The following is a 19,085-nucleotide window of genomic DNA, read 5'->3' as shown; positions in this document are numbered from 1 at the left end:
TACAACATAACCATAGTGTTTTGTGATGTAATCTTGTTTTTATTTTTGTTAACTTATAGAAAAAATTGTAAATAGAAGAAAATAGGCTAAGTACAATTTAGTATGTATTTTCTTATTATATATGTTTTGATATGAACGTTAACTTATACATGATGTTAAAATTTAGATAGGTGGTAGAAATACATTGGCAACTACAAAACCATATAGAGTATTACTGTATTACATGTACACAACAATTGAAAATCCAGAAGAATTTGCTGAACAGCATTTAGAATTTTGTAAATCACTTGAGTTAAAAGGAAGAATTCTTGTAGCGACAGAAGGAATTAATGGAACTTGTTCTGGAACTGTTGAGCAAACAGAAAAATACGTGGAAGCGATGAACAATGACCCACGTTTTGCTGGAATCGTTTTTAAAATTGATGAGGCAGATGAACATGCATTTAAGAAAATGCACGTACGCCCTCGTCCAGAGTTAGTTACACTTCGCTTGGAAGACGACATTAACCCAAAAGAAATGACTGGGAAATATTTAGAACCAACAGAATTCTATGAGGCAATGAAACAAGAAAATACAGTTATCATTGATGCACGAAATGATTATGAGTTTGATTTAGGACACTTTAAAGGTGCGATCAAACCAGATATTGAATCATTCCGTGAATTACCAGATTGGATTAGAGAAAACAAAGAAACACTTGAAGGTAAAAAGATTTTAACGTACTGTACAGGCGGAATTCGCTGTGAAAAATTCTCTGGTTGGTTAGTTCGAGAAGGCCATGAAGATGTAAGTCAGCTTCACGGCGGAATTGTAACGTACGGAAAAGACCCAGAGGTACAGGGTGAACTTTGGGATGGTCAATGTTACGTATTTGATGAGCGTATCGCTGTACCAGTAAACCAAAAAGAACATGTTATCGTTGGTAAAGATCATTTTACAGGCGAACCTTGTGAGCGCTATGTAAACTGTGCAAATCCAGAATGTAACAAGAAGATTCTATGTTCTGAAGAAAGTGAAGCAAAACATTTACGTGCATGTTCTCATGAATGTCGTGTACACCCACGTAATCGTTATATAGTGCAACACGAATTAACAGAAGAGCAAGTAGCTGCTGCATTAGAAAAAATCGAAGCAGGAAAGTAAACATAATAGAAAACAGATGGTAGCATCGTGCTGCCATCTGTTTTTTATTTACGTTGTACCATCCTTCTCTTTCACAGCAGACAAAACAGTTTGTTTTACCCATGCTTTTCGATTTTTATGTTGTATAGCCCATTGGTATAAACCTTGCACACCTAAAATAAGTGAAATGACTATGCCACTAACTGCAATTAAAAGAGCAAAATATTCAAGGGGTGAAGATATATGAGTTGCATCGGTATTTCTTAAAAGGTCAATCATAGTAAACCCTAACATTTGGCCCATTACAGAGTAGAGCGTTAAAATTAATAATAAAAGGCTATCTTTTTTAGAAGCAACATTTTCTTGATATTTAAACAAACTATCAAGATTTTGCTTGGCATTCGTATATAGTATTTCAATGTTAAAAAGTTTTCTTAAGCGGAAGAAAATATCTTCACTTTGTGATTGAGATACTAATTCTAAAGAAAAATAATTAGCTGTAAACGAATTGATAGAGTAAATTAACTTCTCTATCTCATTTGTATCTTGTTCAATATTTAGTTCAGCATAAGCGTTTGCCATTTTTAATAAAACAATTTTATGAAATAGGTTTAATAATAAAGCGTAATAAAACTCCCCATACATTTGACTAGCAAGTTTAGCTATTTTATCGTCACCTTCGTTTGTGATACACGTGAAAATATGCTCTTCCATTATGAAATAACGATTAGGAGCCCACCTTTGATAAGAATGTTTTGTTAAATAATCGTGAATATAAGGAACATTATTTGCGCTAATATACGGCTTACCATCGTCTGTTAATCCTGAAAGACTGGAAGCTCGATATACATCAACTACATGAAGGTCTGACTCTTTGTTTATGGATAATAAAGTTTGTACATACATTCGTTGATCTTCAAAGAATGGAAATGTTTGAAAGTAAGAACTCCGCAATCTCTTTTTCTCAAAGAAGTCTGTTAAGCCATGAAATAAATCGCCGAATATAAGTTTTTCTACTTGTGAATATTTTTTCCCATCACATTCAATACAAATAGTCTCAGTTGTATCATTTCTAGTTTCAAGTACACGGAATCGAGAAGCGAATTCGATTGCTTCTGATAATGTCATGTTTGGAGCGGTTTTGACTTCTGTTCGAATTGTTAAGAAGCCAAGCTCAAAAGGACAAAGTGTTACATCAATAGAATGTATCTTGAATGGAACGGAAATAAGATTTGTTGTTAAATGTCCATTTAAATTAAGGTCTTTAGAATAGCGCTGTAATCCTTTTTGATGTTCTGAATGAGGAAAGAGAATTTTATTTGTAAATGAAAGATAATATGCTTCCATATTTCGATGTGAAACTTGAAACTTCCCGTAATATGTATTTTCATTTGCAAGATGATCGAGTCGAAAAGGACGGAAATTATTTTTTTGTAAGAAAGGGAACATATTTTGTTCATATCCAGTTTTAAACGAAAACGGGAATATAAATTGAAATATAGCTGTTGTTACATCTTTTTCTTCGATTGTTTGTATTGCCTCCATTTACATTGTTTCCTTTCCATATAAGCTATAGAAACAACATGCCCAATTTACCTTGAAAATAACCTCTCGTTTTCACTAGATTAAGAATGAAAATTCAGCTTATTTAATAGGAGACATGTATAATATTATGTATACTAAAACTAGTGTGATTGTTTTATGAAAAGGGGGATGTTGTATGCGCATTTTAGTATTAGGAGCTGGTGGCGTCGGTGGATTTTTTGGTGGCCGATTAGTAGAAAAGGGAGAAGATGTTACATTTCTCGTTCGCAGCAAAAGAAAACAGCAATTAGAGGAAAAAGGACTTGTTATTCGTAGTGTTAATGGAGATTTTTCATTTCAACCGAAATTGATAACGAAAGAAGATAGAACTTCTCCATTTGATGTGATTTTATTTTCAACAAAGGCGTATCATTTAAATGAGGCGATCATAGATTTGAAGCCTTTCGTAGGAGAAAATACTGTAATAATCCCGCTGTTAAATGGTATCGCTCATTTAACATTGTTACAAAAGGAATTCGGCGGGGAAAAAGTAATGGGCGGTTTATGCTTTATTGAGACTACGTTAAACGATCAAGGAGAAATTGTACAAACTAGTGCTGCCAACAGACTTGTATTTGGAGAAATTAAGCTTCAAGATTCAGAGAGAATAAAGCGTATTTCTAAAGCATTTGCAGATACGAAAGCTAGTTTTGTTTTAAGTGAAAATATTACGCAAGATATGTGGCATAAATATTTATTTATTACTGTCATGTCAGGCGTTACAACATTAATGCGTGCACCAATAGGACCAATTCGTGAAAGTGAAGGTGGACGTGAATTTACCCGAAATTTATTTGAGGAATCTGTGCAAATTATGAGGGCATTAGGAGCTCCAGTTAAAGATAATATTGTTGAGGAACATATGAAAACAATTGATAAAATTTCTTATGATATGAAGTCCTCGATGCAGCGTGATATGGAAAAAGGTTCGTTTATTGAAGGGAAGCATTTGCAAGGATACTTACTGGATTTAGCAGAGCAAATTTCTTTAGAAGTACCGTTACTAGGAGCGGTATATCAAAATCTGAAGGTGTATGAAGAAATGACATTTAACAAATCCGTAATGGAATTAGATGTATGAAATAATAAAAAAGATAGCAATATATAAGTGTATTGCTATCTTTTTTATTTGAGTATGACAAATTATTTGTTTCTTTTAATTCTTTCTGTCAAATTTATTTCCTGTTCACGTTTACCATATAACTGATTAATTTCATTTGCTACTGCATCTAAATATGAGTCAGAAAAAAGCGGTTTCTTCTTTTTAGACATACGGGTCTCCTTTAAGGTTTTTTTAGTATTCATTATGTATATTTATCGGCGGATTATGCGCAATCATTTTAAATTTTTTATTTTTAAAAATTTTTGTTTACATTTTGAAAATAAAGGAGTATTATAATCCACAGTTTCAATTTTCTAAATCGCTTAAACCGCATGGTGCGGGGGACCCGTTTAATGAATTAGTGCATAATTCAATGGGGTGAATCCTTGAAAAAGGTAGGGCTACTCAAAGGCCCGAATCCGACAGCTAACCTCGTAAGCGTTATATTGAGAAGGAAGGTGGAGCTTGTGCGACAAAAAAAATAATGTCTACAAGTCTATTTCGTTATGGCTTATAGACATTTTTTGTTTTCTGAAGAAATAGTTTATCCGCTGTAATTAGCAGAAAAATTCGTGCAAAATTATTGGAGAGTGGACAGCGTTGGTTTCATCTATCAAAAGGTTTTTAATTGGAAGGCCGTTAAAATCAACTGAGTTAGGAGAGCAAAAGCTCAATAAAACGAAGGCGCTAGCAATTTTGTCTTCTGACGCATTGTCATCGGTTGCATATGGTCCAGAACAAATATTAATTGCTTTAGCAGGACTTGGAGCAATAGCTTATTGGTATTCCATTCCGATAGCTGTTGGGGTACTAGTATTATTGACAGCTCTTATTTTATCTTATCGTCAAATTATTTTTGCTTACCCTCATGGTGGGGGCGCATATGTTGTATCAAAAGAAAACTTAGGGATGAATCCAGGCTTAATAGCAGGAGGATCTTTATTAGTAGATTATATTTTAACCGTTGCAGTAAGTGTATCTGCGGGTACAGATGCGCTCACATCTGCTTTTCCTAGCTTACATGCACATAATGTAATCATTGCGATTGTATTTGTCATATTGATTACCATCTTAAATTTAAGGGGCGTAACGGAATCAGCTTCCGTTTTAGCATATCCGGTTTATTTATTCGTTTTTGCATTATTTATATTAATTGGTGTAGGAATATATAATATTTTAACTGGGCACGTTTCACCTACTTTACATGCGCCAATTGGAACACCAGTTGCGGGAATTAGTTTGTTTTTACTGTTAAGAGCATTTGCTTCAGGAAGCTCTGCTTTAACAGGTGTTGAAGCGATCTCTAATGCAATTCCAAACTTTAAGGATCCTGCACCTAATAATGCAGCAAAAACATTGCTTGCAATGGGTGCATTACTTGCGGTTTTATTTTCAGGAATTGTCTTTTTAGCTTATTATTACGGAATTACTCCAAGTAAAGAAGTAACAGTTGTTTCACAAATTGCTGAACAAACATTTGGACGTAATTTCATGTACTATTTTATACAAGGTACAACAGCTTTAATATTAATTCTTGCTGCTAACACTGGTTATTCTGCATTTCCATTATTAGCGGTTAACCTTGCGAAAGATAAATTCATACCAAGAATGTTTACGATTAGAGGAGACCGTCTAGGTTATTCAAACGGTATTATTATACTTGGAATTTCTTCAATTATTTTAATTGTAGCTTTCCAAGGGCGAACAGAACATTTAATTCCGCTATATGCGGTAGGGGTATTTATTCCGTTTACACTTTCTCAAACTGGAATGGTATTAAAATGGCTTCGTGAAAAACCTGAAGGATGGGCTTTGAGATTAACGGTTAATTTAATTGGTGCAGTCATTAGTTTTATCGTAATGAGCATGTTCTTTTTAACTAAATTTGCACAAGTGTGGTCGATCCTTATTTTCTTACCTGCTATTATCTTCTTGTTCCATCGAATTAAGAAACATTATGATGCAGTGAGCGATCAATTAAGTTTAAAAACTTGTGAACGGATTGTTCCGATAGAGGGGAATGTAATTGTCGTTCCTGTAGCTGGTATGACTCATGTAGTAGAAAATTCATTGAACTATGCTAAAGCTCTTTCTGCAGATCAAGTTATCGCTGTATATGTTGCTTTTGACAGAGAAGAGGAAAAGAAATTTGAAGAGAAATGGGAGAAGTGGCAACCTGAAGTAAGGCTTGTTACATTACATTCTCATTATAGAAGTATTATTCAGCCGCTAACAAAGTTTATTGATACAGTGCAATATAAAGCGAGTGAATCAAATTACCGAGTTACGGTCGTTATACCACAGTTTATTCCGAAAAAAGGCTGGCATAACATTCTTCATAATCAGTCTAGTTTACTCATTCGTGCGTATTTACTCTATAAAAGAAATGTTGTTATTACGACAGTACCATATCATTTGAAAAAGTAAGGAAATTTTTTAAGGATAACTTCACAAAAGTGAAGTTATCCTTTTTGTGTATACGCTATGCATTATTGCATATTTAACTAAAAATTATATCGATATAATTTTATCCGTTGTGAGTAAGTAGCGTTTTCTGTTGTGATATATGGATATTTTAATCGGGGAAGTGAAACGAATTTTATTTTGGGATAAGGACATGAGAGCTTGAAAATAAAGGGAATGAAAATACTTCTTTACGTTATATAAATAGCTGTGTTTAAATGACCTTACAGTACAAAACTTACTTGAAAACAACACGAAATTTCATACTTTTATACGTGAATTAGTTTAAATTGAATAATATTTTTATGTAATATATTCACTGTATGAATGTGGAAATAGCAATGGAATAGAAAATTCATACAACTATATTCATACTAAGCACATATGAAAAGTTATGAAATGTTTTATAACAATAAGTAAGTACTGTAGAAAAAAGTTAGGAGAGATGGTTCGTACATGAATCACGGTGAGAACGTTCTCTATTTTAACCATCTCAAATCAATTGCAAGAAAATAGAATAATAAAATGCGATAGTAATAGTTGCTAATACATAGGAGGAGTTAAAGTGAAAAAGACTTTAATTACAGGGTTATTGGTTACAGCAGTATCTACGAGTTGCTTCATTCCTGTAAGCGCTTACGCAAAAGAGGGGCAATCAGAAGTGAAAGTATTAAACGTGCAAAATGTAATTGCTCCAAATACATTATCAAATTCAATTAGAATGTTAGGGTCACAGTCACCACTTATACAAGCATACGGATTAGTTATTTTGCAACAACCAGACATTAAGGTAAACGCTATGAGTAGTTTGACGAATCATCAAAAGTTTGCAAAGGCGAATGTACGAGAGTGGATTGATGAATATAATCCGAAGTTAATCGACCTAAATCAAGAGATGATGAGATATAGCACTAGATTTAATAGCTATTATAGTAAGCTATATGAACTAGCAGGAAAAGTAAATGAAGATGAACAAGCAAAAGCAGATTTCACAAGCGCATATGGAAAATTGCAAGTGCAAGTACAAGGCATCCAAGAGAGTATGGAGCAAGATTTGTTAGAACTAAATCGATTTAAAACGGTATTAGATAAAGATAGTAACAATTTATCTATTAAAGCTGATGAAGCAATAAAAACATTGCAAGGATCAAGTGGAGATATTGTGAAATTAAGAGAAGATATAAAAAGAATTCAAGGGGAAATTCAAGCTGAACTAACTAATATTTTGAATAGACCACAAGAAATTATTAAAGGTTCTATTAATATCGGTAAACAAGTATTTACAATCACAAATCAAACTGCACAAACGAAAACAATTGATTTTGTTTCTATCGGTACTTTAAGCAATGAAATTGTAAATGCTGCAGATAGTCAAACGAGGGAAGCAGCCCTTCGTATTCAGCAAAAGCAAAAAGAGCTACTACCACTTATTCAAAAGTTATCACAAACTGAATCAGAGGCGACTCAAATCACATTCGTTGAAGATCAAGTAAGTAGTTTTACAGAACTAATTGACCGCCAAATTACAACTTTAGAAACGTTATTAACGGATTGGAAAGTTTTAAATAATAATATGATCCAAATTCAAACAAATATTGAATCTGGCACGTATACAGACAGTAGTTTACTTCAAAAACATTTCAATCAGCTCAAAAAAATAAGTGATGAAATGAATAAGCAAACGAATCAATTTGAAGATTACGTTACAAACGTTGAAGTACATTAAAAAGAAAATCATTAATAACTCATGATATAGGGAGAGAAGAAAAATGACAAAAAAACCTTATAAAGTAATGGCTCTATCAGCACTTATGGCAGTATTTGCAGCAGGGAATATTATGCCGGCCCATACTTATGCAGCTGAAAGTACAGTGAAACAAGCGCCAGTTCATGCTGTAGCAAAAGCTTATAATGACTATGAAGAATACTCATTAGGACCAGAAGGCCTGAAAGATGCAATGGAAAGAACAGGTTCAAACGCTTTAGTAATGGATCTGTACGCTTTAACAATTATTAAACAAGGTAATGTTAACTTTGGTAATGTATCGTCAGTTGATGCAGCTTTAAAAGGAAAAGTGATTCAGCATCAAGATACAGCTAGAGGAAATGCGAAACAATGGTTAGATGTAATGAAGCCACAGCTTATTTCAACGAATCAAAATATCATTAACTACAATACGAAGTTCCAAAACTATTATGATACTTTAGTTGCTGCGGTAGATACAAAGGATAAAGAAACTCTTACGAAAGGTCTAACTAGATTATCAAGTAGTATTAATGAAAATAAAGCGCAAGTAGATAAGTTAGTAGAAGACTTGAAGAAATTCCGAAATAAAATGACTACAGATACTCAAAATTTCAAGGGAGATGCAAATCAAATTACATCTATCTTAGCTAGTCAAGATGCTGGAATTCCGCTTCTGCAAAATCAAATTACAACGTATAATGAAGCAATTAGTAAATATAATGCAATTATTATCGGCTCATCTGTTGCGACAGCTTTAGGACCAATTGCAATTATAGGTGGTGCAGTTGTTATTGCTACGGGAGCAGGAACGCCGCTAGGAATCGCACTAATTGCAGGTGGTACAGCAGCTGTAGGTGGTGGAACAGCTGGAATCGTATTAGCGAAGAAAGAGCTTGATAATGCACAAGCTGAAATTCAAAAAATAACTGGACAAGTTACAACTGCCCAATTAGAAGTGGCGGGACTAACGAACATTAAAACGCAAACTGAGTATTTAACAAATACAATTGACACTGCAATTACAGCGTTGCAAAACATTTCAAATCAATGGTATACAATGGGATCGAAATACAATTCCTTACTTCAAAATGTAGATTCAATTAGTCCAAACGACCTTGTTTTCATTAAAGAAGATTTAAATATTGCGAAAGATAGCTGGAAAAATATTAAAGACTATGCAGAAAAGATTTATGCTGAGGATATTAAAGTAGTGGATACGAAAAAAGCATAATAGTAACTAAACTGTTACAGCATTACGTATAGATAAAAAAATTAAAATAATAGAGAGCTCCTGTTCAGTAGTGAGCAGGAGCTTTTTTTACCTCTAACGTTTCATATCCTCATAAAAAGAATAGGTGATAAGTATGTGTAATAATTTCTATAAAAAATGTCTTTTAACGATAATGATTGCTGGAGTCGCAACGAGTAATGCGTTTCCTTTACATCCTCTTGCAGCAGAACAAAACGTAAAAACATTACAAGAAAATGCAAAAAATTATTCTCTCGGCCCAGCAGGCTTCCAAGATGTAATGGCGCAAACGACATCAAGTATATTCGCAATGGATTCATATGCAAAATTAATTCAAAATCAACAAGAAACTGATTTGAGTAAAATAAGTTCAATTAATAGTGAGTTTAAAGGGAATATGATTCAGCATCAAAGAGATGCAAAAATTAACGCGGCATATTGGCTAAATAATATGAAGCCTCAAATTATGAAAACGGATCAAAATATTATTGATTTTAATAATACGTTTCAGACATACTATAATCGTTTATTAGCAGCGATTGATCAAAAAGATAGCGTGAAGTTACAAGCGGATTTAGAAAAGTTGTATGCGGACATTTTAAAGAATCAAAATGAAGTAGATATTTTATTAGGGAATTTAAAAGCATTTCGCGATAGAATGGCGAAAGATACAAACAGTTTTAAAGAAGACACAAATCAATTAACCTCGATTTTGGCGAGTACGAATGCTGGTATTCCAGCATTAGAGCAACAAATAAATACATATAACGATTCGATTAAAAAGAGTAATGATATGGTTATCGCTGGTGGTGTACTTTGCGTAGCATTAATAACATGTCTTGCTGGCGGACCGATGATTGCGATTGCGAAAAAAGATATCGCAAATGCAGAAAGAGAAATAGCCAATTTAAAAGATAGAATTTCTGGAGCGCAAGCGGAAGTCGCAATTTTGACAGATGTGAAAAATAAAACAACAAATATGACAGAAACAATTGACGCAGCAATTACAGCACTGCAAAATATATCAAATCAATGGTATACGGTAGGTGCAAAATATAATAATTTACTACAAAACGTAAAAGGGATCAGTCCTGAAGAATTTACCTTTATAAAAGAAGATTTAAATACAGCGAAAGATAGCTGGAAAGATGTAAAAGATTATACAGAAAAATTACATGAAGGCGTGGCGAAATAAACAGTGGACTAGTTCTACTGTTTATTTTTTTATCCCGTTTTTTGTGAGAACCGGGTTTGTAATTTTACCTATAAGCTTGCCATGTGTTTTATCAATGTAGCCTTGGGGTAATGTTTGGTCAAATTGATACTAATAACCTTGATAAACTTCTGATCAAGCCTTTTATATTTATTGTTTTAAGGAAAAAAGCTATACTGTAAGAAAAATTAAGAATTGGAAAGGAAATACTAGAACATGGAAAATTATTTATTATTTATCCTTACTGCAATCCTAATTATAATAATGCCTGGTCCCGGTTTTGCCTTAGTTACAAAAAACACTATCTCGCATGGTAGAAATGGTGGGATAAAGACCGTCTTAGGAACGGTATCTGGAATGATGATTCATACAATAATGGCTACACTAGGACTCTCTGCTATCCTAATGAAATTTGCTATGCTATTTACATTAATAAAATATGCTGGGGCTTTTTATTTAATTTACTTAGCTGTAAAGTCAATTAAAAGTGCCTTTTCTAAAAAAGAAGATATGCCAGGTTCAGTGGAAATGAACTCTAAGGATATTGGTACGATTAAAAGTTTTAGACAAGGATTTACCACGGCAATCTTAAATCCAAAAACGGCTGTATTTTTCCTAAGTTTTCTACCCCAATTTATTGTGAACAATCAAAGTCATCTTTTCCAATTTCTTTTGTTAGGACTTACATTTACGACTTTGACAGCAATATGGTATTTGCTTTATATCTCACTAATACGTCAATTAAGAACTTTTTTAAGAAAAGAAAAAGTGAACCGTACAATAGAGGGTATTACTGGCACAGTATTATTAGCATTTGGAGTTAGGTTATTTTTCCAAAAATAAATATGTATATGAAAAGAGAAATAATCAATGGTGGTTATTTCTCTTATTTACTTATTCTAAAACTACCATTTTACAATTGATTTCACACCTTCATACTAATTTTATATACATATCTAACATATAGTGGGATAGCCATGTGGCGGTACCCCATTATGTTTTAAACAACTTTATTGTCACTTAACATAACCAATACAAATGTTGTGGTAAATGAGGTCATTTATAGTACAAAAAAAGGATAGAACATACAGAATTATTCTGCCTGTCACTATCCTCTCTTATATAATGTGTAACATTATATGTCTATACTTGTTAAAACGAAGATTGATTCAAATTTCTTGAATCTAAATAAAACGTTCGTTTGTGGGACTTTTTTGTAATAGAGAAGAGATTGTGAAGAAATGTACTTAAGCTAAATAACAATAATATAATCTCTTTTCTAGATATGCCTTTATCAAGAATCAAAGAACTTAATACCACTTAGTACAAAAGCATCAGAACTTGGGCTATAACCAACTAACTTTCTTGTTCCTTCAATATCAATTCGTTTAAACCTGTTGTTAGATACACCATGTAAAATTGAAAATGGAGGTAAGTTCTTTGCCGTCATCGACTTTAAGAGAAGGTCCATAAAATCTTCTGGGCTTAAGTATGCACTCATATCTCTAGCTGTTAGTGGTTTACCATATGGATTATAATCATCATATGCACCTATACGAATAGCAAGGCTTTGTAACCCTTCTTCATAAGCAAAATAAGAAGCAACAGCCTCTGCAAAACACTTACTTACCCCGTACATATTTTTGGGTCTCGTGGGTGAATAAGCATGTGGTTGATAATCCAAAGGATAGCCTTCAATTGTTTGAGCACTGGAAGCAACTATCACTTTGGATACATTATTATCACTAGCAGCTCTAAAAATATTATAGGTTCCCTTTATATGATTTTCTAATAAGGAGCCATAAAAATCAGCATTTGGCGAAGGATTACCTGCCAAGTGTATAACTATATCTATACCTTTCGTAAATTCTTGACAAGCAGCTAAATCAGAAACATCTAAATATATGATTTCATGATTTGTATCTTTAAAAGTTTCTAAAGCAGATAAGTTAATATCTGCTAGCCGTAACTGGTAATTCCCTTGCTTATCTAGGAACCTTGTAACATCTTGGCCAATCTTACCTGCAGCACCTGTAACTAAAATTTTTTGCATTTCACTTCATCCTTCCATAAAAAATACATCCCTTGTCAAGGGTCATATAATAGAGCATGCACTTATTGTATATTGGTAATGGCATTAAATAAAACGAAGAAATATAATGGAAACATGAATAAAATTCATGAGGAGGACCATAGTGACTTTAACAAAATATGAAATATTTAACAAAGTGGCAGAACTCAATAGTTTTACAAAAGCTGCAGAAGTGTTAGGTTTCACCCAATCTGCTGTAAGTCATGCAATTAGCAGTTTGGAAAAAGAGTTTTCCTTTCCTTTATTTATTCGTAATCACTCTACTTTAACATTGACCAAAAATGCAGAGGAGCTTTTAATTACCGTTCGGAAAATTTTATACTATAACAACATGCTGAAGCAGGAAGTATCCGCTATCAATGGGCTCCAAAAAGGAACAGTAAGAGTGGGGGTTTTTTCGAGTATTTCTAAAAACTGGATTCCTGGTATTCTTAAAAAAATGGAGGAGAAATTTCCAAATATTGAAATCGAATTACTGGAAGGAAACTATGCTGAGGTTGAGAATTGGTTACAAAACGGGAGATTAGATTGTGGATTTATTAATAATGATACTTACTTTGAATCATTTGAAAAATCCTTTGAAATCGTACAATTGAAGAGGGATCGACTTTTATGTGTTGTATCTAACCAATCCCCATTATGTAAGGAAAACCAAGTATCAATGCAACAAATAGAAAATGTACCTTTTATTATGCCAACATATCAGTGTTATGATGATATTCAAAAAATATTTAGGGAGAATAAAGTTAGCCCCAATATTCGATTCGAAAATATGAATGAATACTCAGTGATCTCCATGGTGGAGAATAATCTAGGAATTAGTATATTGCCAGAAATGATTATACCGACATCAAAAATTTCTTTTGCAGCCATTCCACTTGAAAGTGATAGCTATCGAACTATTGGATTAGCTATAAGAAAACCAACCTCACTCGCGACTAAGAAATTTTCTGAGATTACTAAAAGGTGGGTATCATTTGAATCAATTTAATTTTTCCAAAATCTGAGTTATTTAAACTGATGTGGTTCTTCTTGAACGGAGCAGATTAGTTCAATAAGCAATGAGAAAAAGTTATATATCATGTGTCGATGTAGAACTATAATATACAAAAATCAGGAAGTAATTATATGGTAATATATAAATTATAAGACAGAACACCCTAATAACTTTGACTAATTACTAAACCTATATGAATCTTTATGATGGAATTCACTTAAATTAACAAGTAATGATTTGGAACGAATGTGCAATCAAAGTTGATACGCCATTTACGCATTTGATGAAAAATAATTAGTGGGTATGGGACGTGTTATTTCAGATGGTGTAATTACTGGAGTAGTTTGGGGAGTGCTTGTCATTTGCAGGTTTCACACGCCTGTTTCTTTGTGAAGCCTTGTCAATTGAGTGGCAAATTAGTTTAAAAGAAATACTTGAATTCTACAGGTCGATAAATCAAGAAACTGTATTACTTTGGTTAATCAACATACGTGTTAATTTATAGTATAATGATTACTTGAAATAATGCGGTGGAAAACAGGGAAAAGAGGGAACCGATGCCTACTATACTAGTTGCTGACGACGATGCGAACATTCGCGAACTCGTCTGTTTATTTCTACGCAACGACGGATTCGCAACAGCTGAAGCAGCGGACGGCAAGGAAGCACTGGCCGTCTACATCTCATCGAATGTCGATCTTGTCGTACTTGACATTATGATGCCGATTATGGATGGTTGGACGTTAAGCAAGGAGCTCCGAAGAGCCAATCCTGATCTACCTTTACTTATGCTGACTGCGAGAGGAGAAACATGGGAGAAAGTGAAAGGTTTCGAACTTGGGACGGACGATTATTTAACCAAACCATTCGATCCGTTAGAGTTGACGGTTCGTGTTAGGGCACTACTCAAACGATACAAGATTGGCTCCACGCAGACGATCCATTTAGGGAACGTCATCCTTGATCGACAGACCTATAAGGTGATGAAAGGGACGGAGTCGCTTACGTTGCCGCTAAAGGAGTTCGAATTGCTGTATAAGCTCGCTGGAACACCCGGACAAGTCTATACGCGCGTGCAGTTGATCGATCAGATTTGGGGTATCGATTACGCCGGAGATGATCGAACGGTAGACGTACATATTAAACGGCTGCGTGAACGGTTCGCGACAACACCCGATTTTCGGATCGAAACGGTGCGCGGGCTTGGGTATCGGCTTGAGGTTTATGAATGATCAGATCCTTATATATACGTGTTGTCCTGACATTTTTAGTCTCCATCATCGGGGGCACGATCATTTCTTTTTTTGTGTCAACTTGGATATTCGAAGATAAATTGAACGAAAATGCTCAAATCAACTTACGTAACTTTGGCCAAGACATCGTCCGGATTTACAAGACCCTTCCGTTACGTGAAGCGGACTTGTTCGTAAGTGAAATGAAGCAGCTCGATTCTTATTATATTCGAATTTACGAAGCAACGGGTCAGTTCAAGTCTTACGGTAAACTTCACGGACACAAACCTGCGCCTGTGACGATGGAGCAACTAAAGAAAGTATTAGATGGAGGTGTTGTTCAGGACACTCCTAATGGTATTGCCACGGTCCTCTTAGGGTTGCCGTTGAAAACGGAAATGGGAACGAAAGCGATATTTTTGGAATCGCTCGCCCCTCCTTCAGCCTCTTTTGTCACAAAGTGGGCATTGGTCTTTGCAACATGTTCGTTGATTGCAGGAAGCTTATTGATTCTAGTTGCCTCTGTATTCCTGGTAAGACCGATAAAAAAGCTGACAAAAGCGACCAAGCGGATAGCATCTGGAGATTTCAACGTCAAGTTGAATATTAAGCAAACGAGTGAGCTGGGTACTTTGGCTCGCAGCTTCGAAGAAATGATGCACGATCTACAGCAACTTGAGCAGATGCGCAGGGAATTCGTAACGAACGTGTCGCACGAGGTTCAGTCTCCGCTCACTTCGATATCCGGTTATGCTCTAGTGCTTAAGCAAGTTGACCTTTCAGAATACGAACGAAGCCGTTATCTTGATATTATCATCGCTGAAGCGAATAGGATGTCCAAAATGAGCGATAGCCTGCTAAAGCTGAGTTTGCTTGAATCGCAGTCAAAGCAACTGCGGCTCGTCACGCTCAGCCTCGATGAACAAATCCGACGGATAATCGTGGCGCTCCAGCCACAATGGTCTGCTCGCGATATACATTTCGAGCTTGATTTACAGACAGTTAAAGTAACTGCTGATCATGACCTGTTAAATCAGGTATGGACGAATATCCTCAGAAATAGTATCAAATTTTCCGAGGATGCCGGCGTGATTAACGTAAGCATCAAACAAGATATCAAAAACGTGACAATCCTAATATCCGACACTGGTATTGGTATTCACCTTGACGACCAGAAGCGTATATTCGAGCGTTTTTTTAAGGCCGATCGTTCCCACAGTCGTAAGTATGACGGAAGTGGTATGGGACTCGCTATCGTTAAACAGATCGTGTCGCTTCATCAAGGTGACATCCGAGTGAAAAGTGAACCTGGTCAAGGAACGACCTTCATTGTCACCTTGCCAATCACTACACCAACAGATTAGTTAGATTCATTCTCTATGCTACGACTCATATGCAAGCTTACTTGCATATAGAGCCGTAGTATTTTTTTTGACCGTTCATATTCAGTTCATATTGTCGTCATGGGGAGTACATCTTCATTGGTTAAGGTTTCATTACAGGCACATGAAGGAAGGCAAACAAACAGATTAGGACAGGAGAAGATGACAGTGACACAACAAGAGGAAAAGAAAACGCTGAGTGGAATGAAAATAAAGAAAGTGCGAAACATCTTACTTAAAATCATAGGAGCAATCGTTCTAGCCATTGTACTTTTTTTAGGTATTGTTTATATCGCAAATGTGATGAGTAGTCATTCGGAGAAAAAACGAATAGTGCCCTACGGGCAGCACGTATCTGTAGACGGGAAAAATATGAATGTGTTAATTCAAGGCGAGGGCGAGGAAACGATCGTGCTCCTGCCTGGTTATGGAACAGCTACTCCAGGGCTTGATTTTAAGCTTCTTATCGATGAATTATCTCCATTTTACAAAGTTGTTGCGGTAGAGCCTTTCGGTTATGGATTAAGTGATGAAACTGTAAAAGAGCGAACCACGGAGAATATGGTAAGTGAAGTTCATGAAGCTCTACAGCAGCTTAATATTAACAGATACATGCTCATGGGCCACTCCATTACAGGCATTTATGGAATTGATTATGTGAACAAATATCCAAACGAGGTGACTGCATTTGTCGGAATCGATAGCAGTGTTGCAACACAACCGGGTATGGATATCAATTTCCCATTAAAAACGTTTGCATATCTCAAAAAATCAGGTCTCTTAAGATTGGCTATGAAAATCAGTGCTGACCCCTATGCTGGACTGGCATTTGATGAAAAAACCGTAGAGCAAATGAAAATGATTTCGAATAAAAACATGTATAATGACACAACCTTGAATGAGATGGACCATATTTCGTCTAATTTTAAAGGTGCTCAAGGTTTAACCTTCCCTAAATATCTTCCACTTCTTCTCTTTGTACAAGCGAATAATGAAGGTGTAGCAGGATGGATACCTCTGCATGAAGGGCAGATCAAAGACTCGGTACATGGAAAAGTAGTAACCATGGATGGATCACATTATTTACACCATACCAAATTCAAAGAAATCGCTGAAAACGTTAGACTATTTATGAAAGAAGTAAAGTAAGTGTTCAGAGAAAGGTTCATCCGTTATTTTATGGATTTGTCTACAGTCTGCAAGACCATCGTTTCGATGGTCTTTTTTATGTCCAAACAGTTGTATATTTCCAAACCAAGATTATACTTTCGCCTGAAAGACATTGGGTTTCATTTTCATATTAACTAACGAGGCAGGTGTGCGGCCGAGCCTAGGTCGTATCATATAACGGGTGGGATTCCCGTCGAGTAAGAACTAGCCATTCGCTCGTAGCGAGTCTTGGAGGGCTAAAGGTAACTTTAGTCTTTAAGCGTAGACAGTTAGGTGGCGGGCCGAAAGCCAAATGGTTGAAGGGATTGAGCTCCATAATGTTAGTAAATCGAGAGGGCTGATGCTTTACCTGCAGCAGAAAGCTACATTTTATCCTTCGTTTAAGGCAAGATGGATAAAACCTCTCTGGAGTCAGAGACCTTGGCACGTTACACATTGATATGATACGGCAACTCGGGAGACCCTATCGGTCTTTTCTTGTTAGGAGAGTATGGTGTACAAGCGATAAAAAGTAAGGAAACCAAATGCCGGTGTAGGGAGTCGGATAGCAGCGTAGTACCAATGAAGTTGGGTAATGCCGATGGAGGAAAGGCTAGCTACCAGTTATCACCCTTGCTAGGGACACATTTACTACACACAGAGGTAGGAATAATAAATGGAGACAAAACTAGTAAGGATAGCAGAATTAGCAAAATCTGATTCTAAGAGATTAGCAAGGTTGGATAGGCTACACTTAGTTGGACAGAAATTTTAAGGTCAAGTAGACTACAGAAAACACATTTGAGGAGAATCTACTATGGCTAAAAAAGAACGTCGAACATTTACCACGGAATTCAAACAACAGATCGTGCAGCTTTATCTGAATGGGAAACCAAGAAAAGATATTATAAGGGAATACGATCTAACACCCTCATCATTGGATAAGTGGGTGAGTCAAAGTCAAACCTCCGGTTCGTTCAAGGAAAAAGATAACTTATCTCCAGAAGAACAAGAGCTAATCAAATTAAGAAAAGAAAATAAGCAGCTTCAAATGGAGAACGATATTTAAAAGCAAGCCGCGTAAACTTATTAGTTACCAACACTCCTTCAGAAATATTGCCAGCTACAGAGGTTTACGCTTTTTATTCCTTACGATGGCAAGTAGAAATTGTATTCAAAACATGGAAATCTATATTTAGCATTCATGTAAACAAACGGATGAAACTAGAACGGTTTCAATGTCACTTATATGGTCAACTCTTACGATTATGTCTAGTCGCAAGCACGACTTATCAAATGCGGAGACTTTTATGGGAGAAACATAGAAAAGAAATGAGTGAGCTAAAATGCGCTTATACGGTACAAATCTATCTAAAAAAAATACACACCACACTTTTTTGTACTTTCCAACATCCTGGTTCAGTGCTTAGCAGGCTCTTTCAAGATATTAGTAAGAATGGGAAAAAAGCGCGGCGGTACCGAAAAACAACGCCGTTTGAAATCCTAGGCTTAATAGAGGTATTAACGGAGCAACTTCCAGTGGCTTCATAAAATATGAACCAAGGGAAGTTCTATTTGAGTATGCCCAAAATACAGGATTTTACTCAAAGATTGTAAAAAAGTGTCTCCGATGCCTTTGGCATCGGAGACACTTTTTTAAAGTTGATGGCTATGCCCCTATAAGAGTGTCTTTTCCAATAGTTTTTTAGCAGAAGCAGCTAGCTCCAACTATGATTAATAAAATAAATAATA

At 35.3% G+C, this 19,085-nt stretch carries 16 protein-coding genes, 2 pseudogenes and 1 riboswitch; of the genes and pseudogenes, 14 read left to right on the top strand and 4 right to left on the bottom strand.

The features are described from left to right. Positions 1–184 precede the first annotated feature (184 nt). Entirely contained in the window at positions 185–1,144 is a 960-nt protein-coding gene (gene trhO / locus ACFWDE_RS20935; protein ID WP_377894445.1) for an oxygen-dependent tRNA uridine(34) hydroxylase TrhO, read from the top strand. Between the two features lie 48 nt (positions 1,145–1,192). Here the strand turns inward: trhO and ACFWDE_RS20930 are convergent, their stop codons facing one another. Further along, positions 1,193–2,668: a hypothetical protein gene (locus ACFWDE_RS20930; protein WP_377894444.1), complete on the bottom strand. Its 1,476-nt coding sequence runs from the start codon at positions 2,666–2,668 to the stop codon at positions 1,193–1,195. A gap of 175 nt (positions 2,669–2,843) precedes the next feature. Here ACFWDE_RS20930 and panE point away from each other — a divergent pair, with 175 nt between their 5' ends. Further along, positions 2,844–3,788, top strand: a complete 945-nt coding sequence (panE, locus tag ACFWDE_RS20925; protein WP_377894442.1) for a 2-dehydropantoate 2-reductase — start codon at positions 2,844–2,846, stop codon at positions 3,786–3,788. A 62-nt stretch (positions 3,789–3,850) separates the two neighbouring features. On the opposite strand, the gene ACFWDE_RS20920 is transcribed toward panE, so the two are convergent. Then, positions 3,851–3,979 carry a hypothetical protein gene (locus tag ACFWDE_RS20920; protein ID WP_000038255.1) on the bottom strand — a complete coding sequence of 43 codons (129 nt, stop codon included), beginning with the start codon at positions 3,977–3,979 and terminating at the stop codon, positions 3,851–3,853. Positions 3,980–4,119: 140 nt separating this feature from the next. After that, positions 4,120–4,265, top strand: a riboswitch (cyclic di-AMP (ydaO/yuaA leader). Between the two features lie 144 nt (positions 4,266–4,409). Between ACFWDE_RS20920 and ACFWDE_RS20915 the strand changes: the two genes are divergently transcribed. From ACFWDE_RS20915 to ACFWDE_RS20895, 5 genes are all read left to right on the top strand, one after another. Further along, positions 4,410–6,236 carry an APC family permease gene (locus tag ACFWDE_RS20915; RefSeq protein WP_377894441.1) on the top strand — a complete coding sequence of 609 codons (1,827 nt, stop codon included), beginning with the start codon at positions 4,410–4,412 and terminating at the stop codon, positions 6,234–6,236. A gap of 601 nt (positions 6,237–6,837) precedes the next feature. Beyond that, entirely contained in the window at positions 6,838–7,998 is a 1,161-nt protein-coding gene (nheA, locus tag ACFWDE_RS20910) for a non-hemolytic enterotoxin NHE subunit A (protein WP_377894439.1), read from the top strand. Positions 7,999–8,041: 43 nt separating this feature from the next. After that, positions 8,042–9,250: a non-hemolytic enterotoxin NHE subunit B gene (nheB, locus tag ACFWDE_RS20905; RefSeq protein ID WP_002148834.1), complete on the top strand. Its 1,209-nt coding sequence runs from the start codon at positions 8,042–8,044 to the stop codon at positions 9,248–9,250. A 133-nt stretch (positions 9,251–9,383) separates the two neighbouring features. Beyond that, complete coding sequence (gene nheC, locus ACFWDE_RS20900) at positions 9,384–10,463, top strand: non-hemolytic enterotoxin subunit C (protein ID WP_377894438.1); 1,080 nt, start codon at positions 9,384–9,386, stop codon at positions 10,461–10,463. A 234-nt stretch (positions 10,464–10,697) separates the two neighbouring features. Beyond that, positions 10,698–11,324, top strand: a complete 627-nt coding sequence (locus ACFWDE_RS20895; RefSeq protein WP_377894436.1) for a LysE family translocator — start codon at positions 10,698–10,700, stop codon at positions 11,322–11,324. A gap of 451 nt (positions 11,325–11,775) precedes the next feature. Here the strand turns inward: ACFWDE_RS20895 and ACFWDE_RS20890 are convergent, their stop codons facing one another. Further along, complete coding sequence (locus ACFWDE_RS20890; RefSeq protein WP_002014092.1) at positions 11,776–12,534, bottom strand: NAD-dependent epimerase/dehydratase family protein; 759 nt, start codon at positions 12,532–12,534, stop codon at positions 11,776–11,778. Positions 12,535–12,676: 142 nt separating this feature from the next. Here ACFWDE_RS20890 and ACFWDE_RS20885 point away from each other — a divergent pair, with 142 nt between their 5' ends. The 7 genes and pseudogenes from ACFWDE_RS20885 (at position 12,677) to ACFWDE_RS20855 (ending at position 18,884) form a co-directional block, all read left to right on the top strand. After that, complete coding sequence (locus ACFWDE_RS20885; RefSeq protein ID WP_377894434.1) at positions 12,677–13,564, top strand: LysR family transcriptional regulator; 888 nt, start codon at positions 12,677–12,679, stop codon at positions 13,562–13,564. A 147-nt stretch (positions 13,565–13,711) separates the two neighbouring features. Then, positions 13,712–13,948, top strand: a pseudogene (locus tag ACFWDE_RS20880) (GNAT family N-acetyltransferase); the annotation flags it as partial. Positions 13,949–14,127: 179 nt separating this feature from the next. Continuing rightward, positions 14,128–14,802, top strand: coding sequence for a response regulator transcription factor (locus ACFWDE_RS20875; protein WP_377894432.1), 675 nt, complete (start codon positions 14,128–14,130; stop codon positions 14,800–14,802). Further along, positions 14,799–16,166, top strand: coding sequence for a sensor histidine kinase (locus ACFWDE_RS20870; protein WP_377894430.1), 1,368 nt, complete (start codon positions 14,799–14,801; stop codon positions 16,164–16,166). Before ACFWDE_RS20875 ends, ACFWDE_RS20870 begins: the two co-directional genes overlap by 4 nt. Before the next feature lie 186 nt (positions 16,167–16,352). Next, positions 16,353–17,333 (top strand): alpha/beta hydrolase, encoded by a 981-nt coding sequence (locus ACFWDE_RS20865; RefSeq protein WP_377894428.1) that lies wholly within the window; start codon positions 16,353–16,355, stop codon positions 17,331–17,333. A gap of 817 nt (positions 17,334–18,150) precedes the next feature. Next, positions 18,151–18,399: pseudogene (locus tag ACFWDE_RS20860) on the top strand (transposase); the annotation flags it as partial. Between the two features lie 50 nt (positions 18,400–18,449). Beyond that, entirely contained in the window at positions 18,450–18,884 is a 435-nt protein-coding gene (locus ACFWDE_RS20855) for a transposase (RefSeq protein WP_377894425.1), read from the top strand. 154 nt (positions 18,885–19,038) lie between these two features. On the opposite strand, the gene ACFWDE_RS20850 is transcribed toward ACFWDE_RS20855, so the two are convergent. Continuing rightward, a partial coding sequence (locus tag ACFWDE_RS20850; RefSeq protein WP_377894476.1) for a YjcZ family sporulation protein occupies positions 19,039–19,085 on the bottom strand: 47 nt, incomplete at its 5' end.

Source organism: Bacillus sp. NPDC060175 (assembly GCF_042728695.1).
Lineage (GTDB): Bacteria > Bacillota > Bacilli > Bacillales > Bacillaceae_G > Bacillus_A.
The sequence above is the reverse complement of the archived record's forward strand: the minus strand, read 5'-3'. Positions and strand labels throughout refer to the sequence as shown.

Bases quoted from the DNA above. Each gene is read 5' to 3' on its own strand.
- ACFWDE_RS20870 (WP_377894430.1), top strand. From the start codon at position 14,799: ATGATCAGATCCTTATATATACGTGTTGTCCTGACATTTTTAGTCTCC.
- ACFWDE_RS20930 (WP_377894444.1), bottom strand. From the start codon at position 2,668: ATGGAGGCAATACAAACAATCGAAGAAAAAGATGTAACAACAGCTATA.
- ACFWDE_RS20920 (WP_000038255.1), bottom strand. From the start codon at position 3,979: ATGTCTAAAAAGAAGAAACCGCTTTTTTCTGACTCATATTTAGATGCA.
- ACFWDE_RS20875 (WP_377894432.1), top strand. From the start codon at position 14,128: ATGCCTACTATACTAGTTGCTGACGACGATGCGAACATTCGCGAACTC.
- ACFWDE_RS20890 (WP_002014092.1), bottom strand. From the start codon at position 12,534: ATGCAAAAAATTTTAGTTACAGGTGCTGCAGGTAAGATTGGCCAAGAT.
- panE (WP_377894442.1), top strand. From the start codon at position 2,844: ATGCGCATTTTAGTATTAGGAGCTGGTGGCGTCGGTGGATTTTTTGGT.
- nheC (WP_377894438.1), top strand. From the start codon at position 9,384: ATGTGTAATAATTTCTATAAAAAATGTCTTTTAACGATAATGATTGCT.
- nheB (WP_002148834.1), top strand. From the start codon at position 8,042: ATGACAAAAAAACCTTATAAAGTAATGGCTCTATCAGCACTTATGGCA.
- ACFWDE_RS20895 (WP_377894436.1), top strand. From the start codon at position 10,698: ATGGAAAATTATTTATTATTTATCCTTACTGCAATCCTAATTATAATA.